The sequence below is a fragment of the Bacillus sp. FJAT-22090 genome (genome assembly GCF_001278755.1).
Taxonomy (GTDB): domain Bacteria; phylum Bacillota; class Bacilli; order Bacillales_A; family Planococcaceae; genus Psychrobacillus.
On record NZ_CP012601.1, the window covers coordinates 2,626,780 to 2,643,093 of the forward strand.

The window sequence follows — 16,314 nt, forward strand, 5'->3', positions numbered from 1 at the left end:
TTATATGACCAATCATCTATATGAACACTCAACAGACGACATCGTAAAAGAAACAGGAGAATACACTTGCGAAGCTGGTATTACGAAAACATTATATAAGGGCGATAAATTTCCTTCTTGCCCAGAATCGGAAATTTCGACCTATTGGAAGCATTCGGAAAGTCATTATCATAATTCTGGAGATAAGGTAACGGAATCTGGTAAATATGTAGATGAAGACGGAGATGAATTAGAATTAGAAGCAGGAGCAACATTCCCAAATTGCCCTAAAGCTGGAACACCTACTAAATGGAAACACGCAGGAAATTTATAAAATTGTGGCTGGCTCTTTGCCAGCCTTTCTAATTAGAGCAATCCTTTGACAAAATCAATCGTAACGTCTTGTACAAATAAAAACAAAAGCCATCCACAAATCCCTAATCCGATAGACACGAATAAATGAAGAGAATTTTGTAAGGAGATATAAACAATTAACAACATCACTGCAGTAGCAGGAAATCCCCAAAGAACTCCTAATGCAAACTTACTTAACACAGTAGTTTGTTCACCTTGTACATATAACCATATAATACTTAAAAGGCTAACTAAAGGAAGCGCAGCGATTATTCCGCCATAGGTCGGAAACCTTCTCGAAACTTCTGTTACAATCCCTATTAAAATAGCAGAAATCATTATTTTCACAATTACATACATTTATTCGCACCCTTACTTAATATTTCTAATGCTTTCTCAATCATCATTCTTTCTTGGTTCGATAGCTGCTCTAGTACTATTTTTAATTTTTCCTCATCCAAACTCGTATTTCGATGTAACACGCTTTTGCCTAGCTCAGTTAAAGTTAAACTTACTTTCCTTTGATCCTCGGCGCTCTTTTCTTTTTTAATATATTTTTTCTCCAATAATCTCTTTACATGTTCTGATGCTGTATTAGGCGAAATTTGTAAAAAAATAGCTACATCATTCACGCCAACAAATTGTTTTTTTTCTATAAGCTGAAGTATACGTACTGCCTGATGGGAGATTTTATCCTCATGTGGATAATGTAAGTAAAAATAAATATCTGTCCAATATTGATTTAGCCTCGTTATTTGCCCGGTCACCTTTGTATTCTCCCTAAAATAATATTTATTTATATCGTAACATACGATATAAATAAATAGCAAAAAAAACCTCCGAATACCGACATTCGGTCTTCGGAGGTAATCTTATCTATCTTATTTTGGTCTTTCTATCGAAAATACTTCACCAATTTTAGCGTAGTTAGAACCTGCTAAACGGCTAACCGCTCCAAGTGTTTGATGATTGATTCTGCCGTCTTCGTAAATAGATTCATCTATATGAAAACGAACGATTTTTCCTATAATGAGATCCGTTCCTATAGAATGACCTTCACCCAACTCAATAATTTGCTCTAAAGTGCATTCAAACCTAACTTTCGCTTCTTTGATTCCTGGAGTACCGATTATTTCACTTGATGCCAAGGTTAACCCAGCTTTTTTGATTTCACTTTCATTCGGAGGCAGCGAGACAGCAGTTATATTAATCTTTTCTACATTTTCTTCATCCACAATGTGGACAACAAACTCATTTCTTTCTAAAATGTTTCGTGCGGTATCTTTTCGTTCTCCATTTTTCCGCTGAATCGCAAGGGAAATCATTGGCGGATTAGACGAAACAATATTGAAATAACTAAAGGGTGCACCGTTAATCGTATCATCTTTCGCCAAACTAGTGACAAATGCAATCGGTCTAGGAACTATACTACCGATTAACAATTTATAATTTTCTCTTTCTGTCCTTTTTTTCGGATCAAAAGAAAGCAAATGGATTCCTCCTCAAATTAGTCAAAGTTTCTTATTTTGATTGGAATTAACTCATTGGTCAATCGTTCTCGATACTTTTCATATTGATAAGGTAGCATTAAATTCTCGCCCATAGTTTCAAGCGATTCATCATGAGCAAATCCTGGAGGATCCGTTGCGATTTCAAATAATATCTCGCCATGCTCTCTGAAGTAGATTGCATTAAAGTAGTTTCTATCTTTTACTTCGGTTACTCCATATCCATGATTGCCTACATATTGCTGCCAATCTAGTTGATCTTTATCATCTTCAGCTCTCCAAGCAATATGATGAACTGTGCCTACACCCATTTGCCCACGGCCTCTAGATGTCGTTTTTAAATCGATCACATTCCCGATTTCACCAATTGATTTGAAACGAATTAAATCACCTTCTTCTGCAATTTTCTCAAAGCCCATCACTTCTTCTAGTGTTTTTGCAGTTTTTTCTGGTTGTGATGAAAACAATATTGCTCCACCAAAACCTTTAATTGCTACTTCAGCGGTAATATCACCAAAAGTCCAATTGTTAGCTTCACCATCTTCTCTTTCCACTAGTTCTAATCGGAGGCCATGTGGGTCCTCCAACGTAATATAAGTTTCTCCAAAGCGTGATTCCTTATTAAAAAGAACACCTAATTTTTCCAATCTTTTTTCCCAAAAAGGCATTGCCCCAACTGGTATCACATAAGATGTCACACCAACTTGTCCATCCCCAATTTTCCCTTGATAAGCGCCAACCCATGGAAAAAATGTAATAATTGTCCCTGGTTTTCCTCCACCATTTCCGAAGTATAAATGATATGTTCCTGGGTCATCGAAATTAATTGTTTTCTTCACTAACCTTAGTCCTAAAACCCCTCCATAAAAATCGACATTTTCCTGTGGATGTCCTACAATTGCCGTAATATGGTGTATTCCTGCTGTTTTTTTCATTTTACAATTTCCTCTCTTATTATTTAGTGACTGTTGTTATTCTTTCCAACTTTTTTTAATAAATCGATCAATACAACCTTTTCTTCTTTCGTTATTCCTGAAAAGATTTCTTCAATTACGGATACATGCTTTGGAAAGATCTCATCCATAAATTGTTTACCAGCTTCCGTAATTTGAATATAGACAACACGACGGTCTTCTTTACAATTTAATCGCTCTAATAAACCCTTTGTTTCTAATTTATCGATTACGTAAGTGATGGAACCCGAATTAATAAGCACTGAATCTGAAATTTGTCGTACCGTTTGTTTTCCTTTATTATATAGGGCTTCTAACACCGTGAATTCAGATGTATGCATTTCATAGCTACTAATGTCTTTTTTCGTCCGATCTTGCACAGATTTAGATGCTTTCATCAAAACAACAAACGATTTTAACGATAAATTCTCCCCCATATCTTTCCCACTCCTCTCACTTTACTTTGAATTCGTTTATCTTGAATTAAAGATATTATATACCTTTTTTATTTTGATGTCAAACAATAAGGAACCTCATTCCCCTGTCCTTTAGACAATGAAATGAGGTCTAATTTTTATAACCCTAAATTTTTTGCAATGATTACCTTCATAATTTCGTTAGTACCTGCGTAAATAGAGGCGACTGGTATATCACGATATCTTCTTGCTATTTTGTATTCTTCCATATAGCCATAGCCTCCATGTAATTGCATGCACTCTACGGAAATTTCACGAGCCGTTTCAGTCAACCAATACTTAGCCATTGACACCTTTGTCACGACGTCTTTTCCAGCAAGATGATCCTCAATTAGTGACTCTAGGAATGATTTCCCTAGCTCTATTTTTGTCGCCATCTCCGCTAGTTTAAATTGTGTATTTTGAAAGGATGACACAGCGTTACCAAATGCTTTACGAGATTTCACATATTCCATAGTTATTTCCAACATATCCTCGGAAGCAATTTGTGCTGTAATAGCAACTACTAGCCTTTCTTGTTGTAGTTTTTCCATCAAATAACTAAAGCCATGCCCTTCTTCTCCAATTAAATTACCAATTGGTACTCGACAATCCTCGAAATATAATTCGGCAGTGTCTTGTGCGTGAAGTCCTACTTTATCAAGTTTTCGACCTTTTGTAAAACCGGGAGTTCCTTCTTCTACCATGAGCAGACTTATACCTTTATGTTTTGGTTCTGCTTTTGGATTTGTTTTAACAACAACCAAAAATAAACTTCCGTTAATACCATTTGTGATAAACGTCTTTTGACCATTCAACACATAGTGCTCATCATCCAAAATAGCAGTCGTTTGAACATTAGCTAGGTCAGATCCGGTTCCTGGCTCGGTCATTGCGATGGCTGTAATCGAATCACCTGATATACAATTGGGGAGCCAACGCTGCTTTTGTTCCTTTGATCCAAAAGACTCAATATATGGAACGACGATATCATTATGTAGACCGACTCCTACTAAACTAGTCCCTACTCTCTCTAACTCCTCAGAAATAATTACACTATAACTAAAATCTAGCCCTAGTCCTCCAAATTCCTCTTCCACTTGGGGGCAGAGAAATCCCATCTCTCCTAGCCTCTTCCAAAAAGAAATAGGAATCGCTTTTTGTTTCTCCCAAGTATCGTAAAAGGGGACAGCTTCTTTTTGAAGGAACTTCCGAAGCGATTGACGAAATATTTCATGGTCTTCCGTTTCAAAACGATACCTTGCCAAATTCAATCCCCCCTTATTCTATCCGTTCAATAATAGTTGCATTGGCCATTCCCATGCCTTCACAAATGGCTAGAAGCCCATAACGACCACCAGTACGTTCTAATCTATGCAAAATAGTTACTAAAAGCTTCGCTCCTGTTGCTCCCAATGGATGTCCTAGTGCGATTGCTCCTCCATCTGGATTTAATTTTTTTGGATCCGCCCCTGTCTCTTTCAACCAAACAAGTGGAACTTGGGCAAATGCCTCATTTACCTCATATGTGTCTATGTCGCCAATCGTCAGTCCAGCCTTTAACAAAGCTTTTTTAGTAGCTTCAATTGGACCCGTTAGCATTAGCGTAGGATCTGATCCTGTTACACTTCTAGCAACAATGCGTGCTTTTGGTCTTAGGCCGAGTTGGTTTGCCCTTTCTTGAGACATAAGCAAAACAGCAGAAGCACCATCACTCATTTGACTCGCATTCCCTGCAGTAATTACGCCTTCCTCATCAAATACCGTTTTTAATTGATTTAGTACTTCTGGCGATGAACCATCCCTTGGCCCTTCATCAATATCAACTATTTTGACGCTACCATCTTCTTGAAGTATTTCAATCGGCACGATTTCTTTTTTAAAGTGACCATTCTTAATTGCTTCTAATGCTTTTTTATGACTATCAGAAGAATATTGATCCAGCTCATTCCGTGTTAAATTCCACTTCTTTACCATTCTTTCTGAAGATAATCCTTGATTGATAATTTCATATTTTTCGGTTAGTTTAGAACTCGGTTTAGTATCTCCAATATTTGAAAACATAGGCTCCCGCGTCATACTTTCTACGCCTCCAGCAATCACAATGTCCATATCACCAGATGCGATTGCTTGTGAAGCAAAATGAACCGCTTGCTGACTGGAGCCGCATTGTCTATCGATTGTTACACCCGGCACGTGAATTGGAAATCCTGCAATCAACGCTGCAGTTCTTGCAATATTACCACCTTGTTCTCCTGATTGGGTGACACATCCTAAGATTACATCCTCCACTTCCGCCTTATCTAAACCTATACGTGTTACAAGCTCATCTAGAACAACTGCTGCAAGTTCGTCCGATCTATAATTAGCATAAACCCCTTTTCTACGCCCTACCGCTGTTCGAACACCGTCTACTATTACGACTTCCCTCATTATTCTGTCCACCCTTCTTTGTAAGTAACCTTCCAAACTAGTACTTATCTCGGTGACATTCTAATCCCACCATCAAGACGAATCACCTCACCATTAATATACTCATTTTCGATGATGAACTTTACTAGTGATGCATACTCATCTGGTCGTCCTAACCGTTTTGGAAACTCGACCATCGACTCTAATTTTTCCACTACTTTATCTGGTAAAGACGCTGCCATTGGTGTGCGGAATAATCCTGGAGCAATCGTATTTATTCTTATTCCATAAGAAGACAAATCACGTGCAATAGGTAATGTCATTCCAGCTACCCCTGCCTTACTTGCACCATAAGCCGCTTGCCCCATTTGACCATCAAAAGCTGCAACAGATGCAGTATTAATAATGATTCCACGTTCTCCCCCAACAGTTAGAGGCTCGTTTTTTGTCATTTCTGCTGCAGCTAGCCTTAAAACATTAAAAGTACCTATTAAGTTAATATCAATTACTTGCTTAAAATTTTCTAAAGGCATAGCACCTGAGCGCCCAATTGTTTTTTGAGGCGTTCCAACCCCCGCACAATTAATACAAATGTGAATAGCTCCGTGTCGCTCGATTGTATGTTGAATGGCTGACTGCACTGATTCTGGATCGGACACATTTACAATGAAATAAAATACGTTTTGACCCAGCTCATCACATGCTTTTTTTGCATTGATTTCATTAATATCAAGTATTACAACCTTGGCTCCTTGCTCTACTAAACTTGTAACTGTTCCTAGCCCTAAACCAGATGCACCACCAGTTACGACCGCTATTTTCCCTTTAATATTCATATTCATCACCCCAGAATTTTTTTTATAAGACGGATATTCCTAATTAAAAGCTTGTAAGTAAACTATAACTCTTTTTATATTATATTTCTAATTATTCTAATAATTTAAGCGAGATTAATCTATGAAATGACTCTGAAATTTATTACGGATGATTTTTCACTTTGTAAGATGCAACTTAGAGCGTACCAAGCGGCTGGAAGGGCACGAATGCCAGTCTTGATAAGAAATAAAGTAGAATTCTATTAATGTATTGTCAATCTATTATTTTGAAAGCAGATGTAGAATTCCATCTTTGATAAAATTGTTTCTACGGCCAGAGGAGGCTCAGAGTGAGGCAAGCGCCTCCGCTCCACTATCATCAGAGCAATAAAATACAAAAAAATGCCAAGTTGAATAGTAAACTCAACTTGGCATTTTTTAGGTATTTTATTTAAATTAGCGAATTGTTTTTAAAGCGCCGCCCCATGCAAGAACTTCATCAAGCATTTGGTTTGCATTTGCTGCATGGTATTCAGCTGGTTTGAAAACGCTCATGTTTTCAAAATCAGACATAAGTGAGAATGTCACTGCAGTACGAACGTCTGCTACAGAAAGTTCACCTAAGATTAAACGAAGATTTTCATGTGCACGTGTACCACCTAAGCTACCGTAACCTACCATACCAGCTACTTTGTTTGCAACTTCAGGTTTAAGGTAATCAAGTGCATTTTTAAGAGCTCCACCAATTGCATGATTATACTCAGGTGCTACAAAAATGAAACCATCGAATGAAGCCATTTTGTCTGACCAAGATTTAATTGCTGTATTAGCAGCATCTTGTCTATCTGCAGGAAGTTCTTCCCCTAAGAATGGTAATTTGTAATCTACAAGGTCTACTAACTCATAATCTGCATCGTTGCGTTTTGTAGCAAAGTCATACATCCATTTAGAAACTGCTTCCGCATTACGTCCTTGACGTACACTACCAACTACGATACCAATTCTTAATTTTTCTACTGTCATTACTATTTCCTCCTCTTTGGTTCTACCAAATAATTTGTCTATAAAACCCATAACCTAATCACTACCTCTACTTTGAATTAATATATCTCATTATGACATATTTTGAATTCAAAATAACTATAAATTATATTTTTGAAAGTGTCAATTCTTCTGCCTATTCTACAAATTTTTCTCTCAAGACACTTTTTAAACGTCTTACTCTGAGTATGTACCTCCAGAAATAGCGAGGAATATCAGGAAATATCTGAGTTTAAAGGTATAAATCATTATGGAATAGTTGCCAATAAAAAAACCTCACTAATAGTGAGGTTTTTATGTGGTCGCTAGCTTTGTTAAATAATAGGTCTCTTCTCTCGCCATATGATCAGCCATGAGCGGCGTAAAAGTTCCAAGAGCTTCTTTTTTTATTCTCATTTCTTCTAATTCCTTTAGAAACATCTTAAATATTTTCATTTCTAATTCTACATCATCGTGGAATTTATCTAAGGCTGGAAACTTTTCAATATTGGTACGTAAATAACCAGCAAATTCAACTGCTTTCAAATAGAAGTCTTCCCATTCCTTCATAAATTGTTGACCTTTTTCTTTTAGTTTTTTCTCTACACTATCCAAATTTGCATCTATTGCACCTGCGTGACCGGCAGCATCTAATAGCCATAGTAAATCATGGTGCAGTAGATGTACAATAGGAACGTTCTCACCCTTTTCTAAGTAGGAAAACACACGTATCGCTTCTTCTACTTCATTGACCATATGATTGATGAAAGTTGGTGGCAAAGCGATTTTAATATTACCAACTAAGTGTTCTTTTAATAAATATAATTTAAATGCACGTATTTTTTCACTTGATGTTTTCGCCTTAGCGGCCAAAGTTATTAATTCCTGTTTCGATAAGGATTGTTTGGAAGTAGTAAGTAACTGGCTAAATCTTTTAATAAATGAACTTGCAGCATCAATTTTTTCCTTCTCACTTGGAGCCAATGAATCATGAATAAATCTTCCGTGGTCCTCCAACACTTTTAACCAGAAATGAAGTTCATACAGCGCTGACTCTTCGAATGTTTTTCCCAGCAAAAACCCTCCCCCTTTTTGACACTCTTACTATATATGCCAATGCCCAGTATAAATTACTAGAAGTTATTGCCATTACCTAATATATAAATGTAATATATTTGTAGAGGTGAGTTTTTTGGAATTAATTTTAATTATTTTACCGGTATTTTTAATATTTTTTATTGGCTATATGGGACAAAGATTAATTGGCTTTGACATTAAATCTATATCCAGTGCCGCACTTTATTTGATGTCCCCATTCTTAGCTTTTCGGACATTTTATACGAATGAATTGACGATAGATTATTTCTATATTGTACTAGCTTGTTTATTGCTTACTTTTACACTATTGCTTGTTTCCTGGATAACTGCTCGCATAATGAAAACTACTCGTCCTCAATATGCAGCAATCATACTTGGGGCAGTGTTTCCGAACAGTGGTAATTACGGGGCACCAGTTGTACTTTTTGCTTTAGGTGCTGTAGGGTTTGATTATGCCGTTGTTATTATGGTTTTACATGGCCTAATCATAAATACGTTTGGAATCTTTTTTGCTTCTCTTGGAGGAGAAGAAAAAGCTACTTGGAAGCAGTCTGTTCATAAAGTAATACGTATGCCAGTTATTTACACAGCTGTTGCAGGTATTGTTTTACAATTAACGTCCATTACGATACCTCAAGTAATAATGGAAGGAATCAGCCTTGTAGCAGATGCTTCAATCCCAACTGTTATGCTTGTTCTTGGAATGCAGCTGGCAGTTATTTCTCGTAAAAAAGTAGCTTATCGTTTTGTTTCAGCTGTAACTGTTATACGAATGGTTGTATCACCTCTACTTGCAGTTGTAATTGTTTATTTCATGCCACTTAATGATCTGATTAAAACAGTGTTTATCATACAAGCGGCAATGCCAACTGCAGCGAATACAACACTTCTTGCGCTCCAATTTGGCACTGAACCAGATCTCGTTTCTTTCACTACCTTTGTTACAACATTAATAAGTATAATCAGCATCCCACTCGTTCTATTTTTTTTAGGGGTATAAATTACATTTTGAGAAAAGGGTTTTGTTCATGAATAGTGTTCCACCTATTGCATTACTAATAATCGCTACTCTACTATGGGGAGGGAATTTCGCATATGGACGAGCTGTTGCGGATGAATTACCTCCCTTTACATTTGCTTTTATAAGATGGTGCTTAGCATTTATCATCTTTTTACCAATTGTTTGGAACCCCTTGAAAAAGGAATGGAAGTTAATAAAGAGATATTGGCAAATTGTATTAGCAATGTCTTTAACGGGAATTGTAGGATTTACCGCATTTCTGTATTTAGCCCTGCATTATACAACATCTATAAATGCTTCCATAGTAAATACGACTACACCAATCCTTATCTATATCATATCTTTTGTTTTTTTTAAGGAGAGACTAAATAAAAATCAATTACTGGGTACGTTTGTTTCTTTGATAGGTCTGTTATGTATCATCTCCAAAGGTTCTTTTAAAAGTTTCCTTGAGTTGTCATTTAATAGAGGAGACTTGTTAGTAGTTACGGCCGTTATTTGTTGGAGCATTTATTCCATCTTAGTGAAACAATATTCACAAAGACTTCCCGTTCACTCTACCTTTCAAGTAACTATTTTAGTGGGAATCTTTATTCTATTTCCTTTTTTCCTTTACGAAACATGGAATCCAGCTATTAATGTAATCTGGTCTATAAAATCTATTTCTGCTATTTTCTATACAGGGATTTTTGCCTCCATCGTCGCCTTCCTCTCATGGAACACAGGAGTAGTGAAAATAGGAGCGAATAAAGCCGGCATTTATTTGAATTTAATACCTGTTTTTGCTACAGTATTCGCCGTTTTATTCATTGAAGAATCTATTCAATTGTTCCATATAGTTGGAGGATTTTTCACCATATTGGGTGTTTACCTAACTAGTAAGAAGGGATAATTCCCTTCTTTTTTTTGACGTTGTCCACTACGAATCAGACGAGCCTTTGCTCACATAGGATGAACAGAAGGAGTGATGTCATTTGGACCGTTCAATGTTCCGAGGTAGTTACAAGCCTTATGTATCGCCAAGAGACCCCTGTCCACCTATGTTAGTAAAGAAATTTGTTTTACCTCCACAAGTTTACACAAACTTTCAACAACCTGGTCTCCCTCAATTTTCTCCTGAGGAAGCGCTCATGCATGGGTCCCTCTGGCCTGCATTTGTCGATGGATTTTTTCGGGAGGAGGGAATTTCATGAATGTGTATGACGATGAGTGGAACTTGTTGAAAAAAGTGCAGCAACTGGATTTTGTCGTAGTGGAGCTAACCTTATATACCGATACACATCCAGATGATGAGGACGCACGAAATCAGTGGAGAGACGCAATAAAGGAAGCAGCTAGAGTTCGTAGACACTATGAAAGTAAATACGGACCACTTTCATTAACATCGGTCCCTTCCAAACAAGCAATTGAAGTCGGCTGGCAATGGAATTCACCTCCATGGCCATGGCAACGATGAGAAAGGGGAAACGCCATGTGGGTTTATGAAAAAAAACTGCTTTATCCAGTGGAAGTAACTACATGTAATCCTATGCTTGCTAGGTATTTAATGGAGCAATATGGTGGTGCTGATGGAGAACTCGCTGCCGCTCTACGATATATGAATCAACGGTACACGGTTCCAGATAAAGTAATTGGTCTTCTTACGGATATTTCGACAGAGGAATTTTCTCACCTGGAAATGCTTGCAACGATGATTTATAAATTAACGAAAGACGCGACACCAGAGCAACTAGAAAAAGCTGGTCTTGGCGCCCACTTTGTTAATCATGGCCATGCACTATTTTATGAAAATGCGGGAGGAGTGCCATTTAGAACGGAATATATCCAGGCAAAAGGAGATCCAATTGCAGATTTATATGAAGACATTGCAGCGGAGGAAAAAGCACGCGCAACCTATCAATGGTTAATCGATATCTCCGATGACCCTGGCGTTAGTGATGCTTTAAGATTTTTAAGAGAAAGAGAAAATATTCACTCTCTCCGCTTCCGGGAAGCAGTAGAGATGATAAAAGACGAAAGAGACCGCAAAAAAGTATTCTAAATTGCTACAGGAGTATTGCAGGTGCCTGGCACCCGTAATACTCCTGTAATACCCCTAACTATATGAATAGATATTGTTTTCCTCATAAGATTTTACGCAATTTCTTCCATTGTTTTTGGCAGTGTATAAAGCCATATCTGCCTGCCGAATTAGGTCTGAAAGAGAATAACGATCCTCCCCTTCTTCAACAATAGCATTAGAGACTCCAAAGCTTGAAGTTACCATAATTTTTTCACCATTAAAAATCGTATAGCTTTCCTCTACTGCCGCTCGAATGCTTTTAGCACGAGCACTAGCCTCTGCTAAAGAGGTTTTTGGCATACATATGATAAATTCTTCTCCACCATAACGGCCCATAAATTCTGTATTATGTAATTCTTCTTGGACAGTTTTGGTAACTTGCGTTAATACTAAATCCCCTGCTTCATGTCCAAATGTATCATTAATTTTTTTAAAGTAATCGATATCAAACATGATTACCGAGATACTACCACCATTCAGTATTAGATGGTCCATAATCATTTCCGATTTTCTCATAAAAAAAGTTCGATTCAATACTTGAGTCAAGCCATCCAAACTAGCTAGCTTCTTTAGTTTGTCCTGCATATTCACTCTCTCTGTCACATCAATAAAGGTAATAATTTTCCCAACATGTAATCCATTTTTATTCAGAATCGGAGAAAAGTTTATTCGGTAATGTAAAACTTTCTCGTCTAAAGACATCGTGTAGTCGCACTCCTGCTCAGCCTTTATTTTTTCTGAAAGGCTTGATTTATTTCCTAGAGTCTCATTAATTGTTTTACCTATTTGCTGCTCGCTCAATGCAGGAATAATAGTTAGCGCCGCTTGATTGAAGTCGACAATTACTTGGTTTTGATTAATAACAATAACTCCTTCCTTCATACTTTCAAATACACTATCTCTGGCAATTGGGGCTACATTGAACATTTTCAATGAAATAAGAGCCACACCATGAAAGAGAAAGGTGATACTTAAAGAGACAGGACCTAAATCGATACCTTTGCTCCACCCATTTAAATAAAAATAGTTCGCTATGATAGGAGTAAGTAGTCCCGCAACCATCAATAAAATCTGCATTCGGAACATAAATAAGGCATTTCTAAATTGTCTAAGTAATACAACGATAGATATGATTAAGCACAAGAAAACAAAGATAGAGTGAAAATAAAACCATGGACCCCAATCAAGTTTTAGTATAGGAGAGGTACTAGTATTCTCTAAATTTAGAGATGTGTAGTATAGATGATGTAGATTATTTGTTTGCATCATGAAAATAGTCGTGAAAGGAATAAGAAACAGAACATAGTATACCCAGTGCTTCAGCTTATGCCCTACATACTCCAAACACATTAATAGGACAAACACAGGGATAAAAGGCATAGCAAGATACTCGACACTAAGCCAAAACTTCATTTGTTGTAAAGTGGTACTAGCTAATTCAAAAGCGTAGGCGAAAGTGAAGACTGATGACAAAAAAGTAACTATAACATACGACTTGGCACCTGGAGCATCCTTAATATTTATTTGTGCGTATAAGCTTAAAAACAAACTGAGCGTGCCAGCCATTATAACGATGAATATGTATGTCAAAATGATTGCTCCATTTCCATTTAATTCATTTTGCTGAATTTATTATATAGCAGAAAATCACCTCCTGCCTATAAATATTTATCATCACAAAAGTGTTACTGGTGCCAGGCACCCGTAACACTTTTGAAACATCCATAAAAAATCACTTGGTAGTTTTGAGGTTGCTGCTACCAAGTGTTTTATGTTTTATTTTTTATCTTTTTCAAACAATACGATTAATGCTGGCAGTAGTATTCCTCGAATCAAGAAAGTATCGAGTATGATTCCAACTGCTACGATAAAGCCAAATACAAATAGTAATTGTATAGGTTGTGTCATTAACACGGCGAAAGTTGCTGCGAGGAGGATACCCGCGGAAGAAATAACTCCCCCAGTATGAGAAACTGCTATTTGTACCGCTTTTTTAACCGAGTGTTTTTCCCTTTCTTCCATAAATCTAGAAATTAGAATTATATTATAATCAATTCCTAATGCTACAAGGAATACAAACGAATAAAGAGGAACTCGGTTACTAATTGTATCAATGTCGAAGAAAAGGTTTGTCAAGAACATACCTAGACCAAGTGCTGCCAAAAATGATAATAGGATAGTTCCCATCATGTAAATAGGCATTTTAATGGATTTTGTTAACACGATCAATAAAACAAAAATCAAAAGTGTTTCTAACAATACGATGACGATTAAGTCTCGATTGTTGATTGAGCGGTCATCCACTTGGGATGCTGTTTCACCTGCAAAATAAATATCGCCTTGAACGTTGCTATCGCTCACAATGCTCTTTGCTTCCTCTATCATCTGTTCCAAAGCATCCATTGATTCCGAAGAATATGGATTTTCTTTAAAAGTTAATTGAAATTGCGCTGCAAGCCCATCTTCGGAAATTCCTGATGCACGTACACTACTTACTAAGTTCTGCTTAGAAAGCTGTTTTATTAAATTTGCCTGCATTTCCTCTGTTATTTCATTTTCAGATTCAAATAGTACTGTCGTTGGTGCGAGATCTCCTTTTTCAAATTGTTCTTCAATAATTTCATACCCTTCACGTGAAGCCATATCACTTGGGAAAGACTTCATCGTATCAAACTCATATTTTAAATTAAACAAGTTCAATGAAGAAATTACTAAAATAGCAAGAATAGAAAGAGCTGCTACAACTGGCTTATTTACAACAAATGAACCGATTTTATTCCATAAAGAGTTTGCTTTTACCTCTTCCTCCCCAAACTTTGGAATCTTCGGCCAGAAAGATTTTCTTCCGAAAAGCGTGAAGAGTGCTGGAATCAATGTAACAGATGCAATCATAATGACGAACATCGTAGTCCCAAATATCGGTGCAAAGTTTTTGTAATCCCCAAATTCTGCAAAGAACAAAACAAGCATTGCGGCAAGAACAGTTCCCCCAGCGAAGGATACTGGAATACCAGTTTCACGCATCGCCCATTTCATCGCATCGAACTTACTTTCATAGTTTTTTAATTCTTCGCGGTATCTCGAGAACACGAATAATGAGTAATCGATTGTCGCCGCAAACAATAAAATAGACATAATTGAAGTTGATTGGCTAGCAAGATCTAATCCTGCTTTTCCAAACAAACCAAGGATTTGATTTACTACTTCGTACACAAATGCTGCAGCTAGTAATGGAATTAAAGCAAGCAATGGCGAACGATAAATAATAATTAGTAGAACCAGTATTATTCCTACAGTAGCCAGAAGTAAAACAATATCTGCACGTTCAAATAGCTTTGTTGTATCTACTGCAATTCCTGCGGGTCCTGTCATATAAACAGTAGAGCCTGTTTCCTTTGCTACTATTGTTTTCACTTCTTCTAAACTTTTTTCAAGATCTGAGATTTGCAAAGAAGTAATAAAACTAAGCGGAATGACTGCTGTTTCTTTATCCTCTGAGAAAAATCCTGCAAGCGCTTGAGGAGGTAAGCTACTAAATGGAATGACTTCCTTTAGCCCGTTAATATTAGAAGCACTTACCTTATCTAAAGCTACCCCTATTGCATCTATATTTAATTCAGCCTCTTCCGATTGCAAAACGAGAATAGCTGGAAGACTTTCTGCATCTTTAAAATGCTCATCCATATTTTTTTGCGCAATGACAGATTTAGCATTCTCCGGTAATGATGCAACACTGGAGACTTTGTACTCGCTTGCACTCGGAGCCAATACTGCAAGCAATACAGTTATAACTAGCCAACTTCCGAGGGTAATCCACATTCCTTTTTTACTAGATACAAAATCTGTAATGTGTCGTAAAACGGTCTTCATTTAATCACTCTCCAGTAAAATTATTTTAGTGACACTTGTGTCACTTTTAACAAAAAAATATCTGTCTCTTACAATACTTCATAAGTGACAGATATGTCAATTACTCTTTACTGAACATTCCATGACTTAATATTTCTTTTATGGATGCAATCCATTCATCTTGTGGGATGGCAAAATGGTTCGGAATTGCAATTGTTTGAAAGATCATTCCCAACATAACCGCTGTAGGAATATGACTTTTTATCTTATTTTCTTTTCGTCCTAACTCGATAAAGCCTTGGAATTGCTTATACATATCCACATGATATTCACTTAATTTGGATTTGTTATCTTCTACTCTTTTTGTTGTGTTAGAAGGTATTTGATGAATTATTTCCAACACTTGATGGATATTATTATGTTCAAATATGAAATCAATTAATAAATTAAATTGACTTTGGAAATCTCCTGTTTTGTCTAGCGCATTAAACTCAAGTAGGAAACGATTCATTTCGTACATAAGAAATTCCGATATTAGTTCGTCTTTATTTTCGTAATACTTATATATACTACCTCTTGAAACATTTAAGACCGCCGCTAATCGACTAAATGTAAATGCTTCGTATCCATCGTGGATAATCATTGATTTTGTAGCATTAAATAATTCTTCATCTGTAAACTTACGATCTCTACCCAACGTACTCACCTCGTTCATAACTCAAGTATAGTATACCAAGACTAAACCGAAAACTAATCCATCCAAATAAAAAAATTACAGTAGTGTTACT

General features: G+C 36.6%; 19 protein-coding genes. 6 read left to right on the top strand and 13 right to left on the bottom strand.

All coding sequences use genetic code 11. The annotated features are described in order from the left end of the window. The first annotated feature begins 4 nt into the window (after positions 1-4). Positions 5-313: a hypothetical protein gene (locus tag AM499_RS13145; protein ID WP_053590648.1), complete on the top strand. Its 309-nt coding sequence runs from the start codon at positions 5-7 to the stop codon at positions 311-313. 32 nt (positions 314-345) lie between these two features. Here AM499_RS13145 and AM499_RS13150 read toward each other — a convergent pair whose 3' ends face one another. From AM499_RS13150 to AM499_RS13195, 10 genes are all read right to left on the bottom strand, one after another. After that, on the bottom strand, positions 346-693 hold the full coding sequence (locus AM499_RS13150) for a DUF3147 family protein (RefSeq protein WP_053590649.1): 348 nt from the start codon (positions 691-693) through the stop codon (positions 346-348). Continuing rightward, positions 684-1,100, bottom strand: a complete 417-nt coding sequence (locus AM499_RS13155) for a MarR family winged helix-turn-helix transcriptional regulator (RefSeq protein ID WP_053592201.1) — start codon at positions 1,098-1,100, stop codon at positions 684-686. The genes AM499_RS13150 and AM499_RS13155 overlap by 10 nt, the downstream gene beginning before the upstream one ends. Before the next feature lie 114 nt (positions 1,101-1,214). Next, on the bottom strand, positions 1,215-1,823 hold the full coding sequence (locus tag AM499_RS13160) for a flavin reductase family protein (RefSeq protein ID WP_053590650.1): 609 nt from the start codon (positions 1,821-1,823) through the stop codon (positions 1,215-1,217). Between the two features lie 17 nt (positions 1,824-1,840). Continuing rightward, on the bottom strand, positions 1,841-2,776 hold the full coding sequence (locus AM499_RS13165) for a ring-cleaving dioxygenase (protein WP_053590651.1): 936 nt from the start codon (positions 2,774-2,776) through the stop codon (positions 1,841-1,843). 23 nt (positions 2,777-2,799) lie between these two features. Next, positions 2,800-3,231, bottom strand: a complete 432-nt coding sequence (locus AM499_RS13170; protein WP_053590652.1) for a MarR family winged helix-turn-helix transcriptional regulator — start codon at positions 3,229-3,231, stop codon at positions 2,800-2,802. Between the two features lie 137 nt (positions 3,232-3,368). Then, entirely contained in the window at positions 3,369-4,517 is a 1,149-nt protein-coding gene (locus AM499_RS13175; protein ID WP_053590653.1) for an acyl-CoA dehydrogenase family protein, read from the bottom strand. A gap of 13 nt (positions 4,518-4,530) precedes the next feature. After that, complete coding sequence (locus AM499_RS13180) at positions 4,531-5,682, bottom strand: thiolase family protein (protein WP_053590654.1); 1,152 nt, start codon at positions 5,680-5,682, stop codon at positions 4,531-4,533. A 44-nt stretch (positions 5,683-5,726) separates the two neighbouring features. Beyond that, positions 5,727-6,497, bottom strand: a complete 771-nt coding sequence (locus AM499_RS13185) for a 3-hydroxyacyl-CoA dehydrogenase (protein ID WP_053590655.1) — start codon at positions 6,495-6,497, stop codon at positions 5,727-5,729. 435 nt (positions 6,498-6,932) lie between these two features. After that, positions 6,933-7,499, bottom strand: coding sequence for an NADPH-dependent FMN reductase (locus tag AM499_RS13190; protein ID WP_053590656.1), 567 nt, complete (start codon positions 7,497-7,499; stop codon positions 6,933-6,935). A 312-nt stretch (positions 7,500-7,811) separates the two neighbouring features. Further along, on the bottom strand, positions 7,812-8,570 hold the full coding sequence (locus AM499_RS13195) for a DUF2935 domain-containing protein (protein WP_053592202.1): 759 nt from the start codon (positions 8,568-8,570) through the stop codon (positions 7,812-7,814). Between the two features lie 109 nt (positions 8,571-8,679). Between AM499_RS13195 and AM499_RS13200 the strand changes: the two genes are divergently transcribed. The 5 genes from AM499_RS13200 to AM499_RS13220 all read left to right on the top strand — a co-directional run bounded on the left by AM499_RS13200 (position 8,680) and on the right by AM499_RS13220 (position 11,656). Next, complete coding sequence (locus AM499_RS13200) at positions 8,680-9,594, top strand: AEC family transporter (RefSeq protein ID WP_331457245.1); 915 nt, start codon at positions 8,680-8,682, stop codon at positions 9,592-9,594. A 28-nt stretch (positions 9,595-9,622) separates the two neighbouring features. Next, a complete protein-coding gene (locus AM499_RS13205; RefSeq protein WP_053590658.1) occupies positions 9,623-10,507 on the top strand; it encodes a DMT family transporter in 885 nt (294 codons plus the stop codon). A gap of 94 nt (positions 10,508-10,601) precedes the next feature. Continuing rightward, entirely contained in the window at positions 10,602-10,808 is a 207-nt protein-coding gene (locus AM499_RS13210; protein WP_053592203.1) for a spore coat associated protein CotJA, read from the top strand. Next, complete coding sequence (locus AM499_RS13215; RefSeq protein WP_053590659.1) at positions 10,805-11,071, top strand: spore coat protein CotJB; 267 nt, start codon at positions 10,805-10,807, stop codon at positions 11,069-11,071. Before AM499_RS13210 ends, AM499_RS13215 begins: the two co-directional genes overlap by 4 nt. 15 nt (positions 11,072-11,086) lie before the next feature. Then, on the top strand, positions 11,087-11,656 hold the full coding sequence (locus AM499_RS13220) for a manganese catalase family protein (protein WP_053590660.1): 570 nt from the start codon (positions 11,087-11,089) through the stop codon (positions 11,654-11,656). A 54-nt stretch (positions 11,657-11,710) separates the two neighbouring features. Here AM499_RS13220 and AM499_RS13225 read toward each other — a convergent pair whose 3' ends face one another. From AM499_RS13225 to AM499_RS13235, 3 genes are all read right to left on the bottom strand, one after another. Beyond that, positions 11,711-13,267 carry a histidine kinase N-terminal 7TM domain-containing diguanylate cyclase gene (locus AM499_RS13225; protein ID WP_231687456.1) on the bottom strand — a complete coding sequence of 519 codons (1,557 nt, stop codon included), beginning with the start codon at positions 13,265-13,267 and terminating at the stop codon, positions 11,711-11,713. Between the two features lie 186 nt (positions 13,268-13,453). Then, entirely contained in the window at positions 13,454-15,547 is a 2,094-nt protein-coding gene (locus AM499_RS13230; RefSeq protein ID WP_053590661.1) for an MMPL family transporter, read from the bottom strand. A 100-nt stretch (positions 15,548-15,647) separates the two neighbouring features. Next, positions 15,648-16,223: a TetR/AcrR family transcriptional regulator gene (locus AM499_RS13235; RefSeq protein WP_053590662.1), complete on the bottom strand. Its 576-nt coding sequence runs from the start codon at positions 16,221-16,223 to the stop codon at positions 15,648-15,650. Between the last annotated feature and the right edge of the window lie 91 nt (positions 16,224-16,314).

What these genes read in the sequence shown, in the direction of transcription:
- AM499_RS13145 (WP_053590648.1), top strand. Translation starts at nt 5, where the DNA reads ATGACCAATCATCTATATGAACACTCAACAGACGACATCGTAAAAGAA.
- AM499_RS13150 (WP_053590649.1), bottom strand. Translation starts at nt 693, where the DNA reads ATGTATGTAATTGTGAAAATAATGATTTCTGCTATTTTAATAGGGATT.
- AM499_RS13165 (WP_053590651.1), bottom strand. Translation starts at nt 2,776, where the DNA reads ATGAAAAAAACAGCAGGAATACACCATATTACGGCAATTGTAGGACAT.
- AM499_RS13170 (WP_053590652.1), bottom strand. Translation starts at nt 3,231, where the DNA reads ATGGGGGAGAATTTATCGTTAAAATCGTTTGTTGTTTTGATGAAAGCA.
- AM499_RS13180 (WP_053590654.1), bottom strand. Translation starts at nt 5,682, where the DNA reads ATGAGGGAAGTCGTAATAGTAGACGGTGTTCGAACAGCGGTAGGGCGT.
- AM499_RS13185 (WP_053590655.1), bottom strand. Translation starts at nt 6,497, where the DNA reads ATGAATATTAAAGGGAAAATAGCGGTCGTAACTGGTGGTGCATCTGGT.
- AM499_RS13190 (WP_053590656.1), bottom strand. Translation starts at nt 7,499, where the DNA reads ATGACAGTAGAAAAATTAAGAATTGGTATCGTAGTTGGTAGTGTACGT.
- AM499_RS13205 (WP_053590658.1), top strand. Translation starts at nt 9,623, where the DNA reads ATGAATAGTGTTCCACCTATTGCATTACTAATAATCGCTACTCTACTA.
- AM499_RS13210 (WP_053592203.1), top strand. Translation starts at nt 10,602, where the DNA reads ATGTTCCGAGGTAGTTACAAGCCTTATGTATCGCCAAGAGACCCCTGT.
- AM499_RS13215 (WP_053590659.1), top strand. Translation starts at nt 10,805, where the DNA reads ATGAATGTGTATGACGATGAGTGGAACTTGTTGAAAAAAGTGCAGCAA.
- AM499_RS13220 (WP_053590660.1), top strand. Translation starts at nt 11,087, where the DNA reads ATGTGGGTTTATGAAAAAAAACTGCTTTATCCAGTGGAAGTAACTACA.
- AM499_RS13230 (WP_053590661.1), bottom strand. Translation starts at nt 15,547, where the DNA reads ATGAAGACCGTTTTACGACACATTACAGATTTTGTATCTAGTAAAAAA.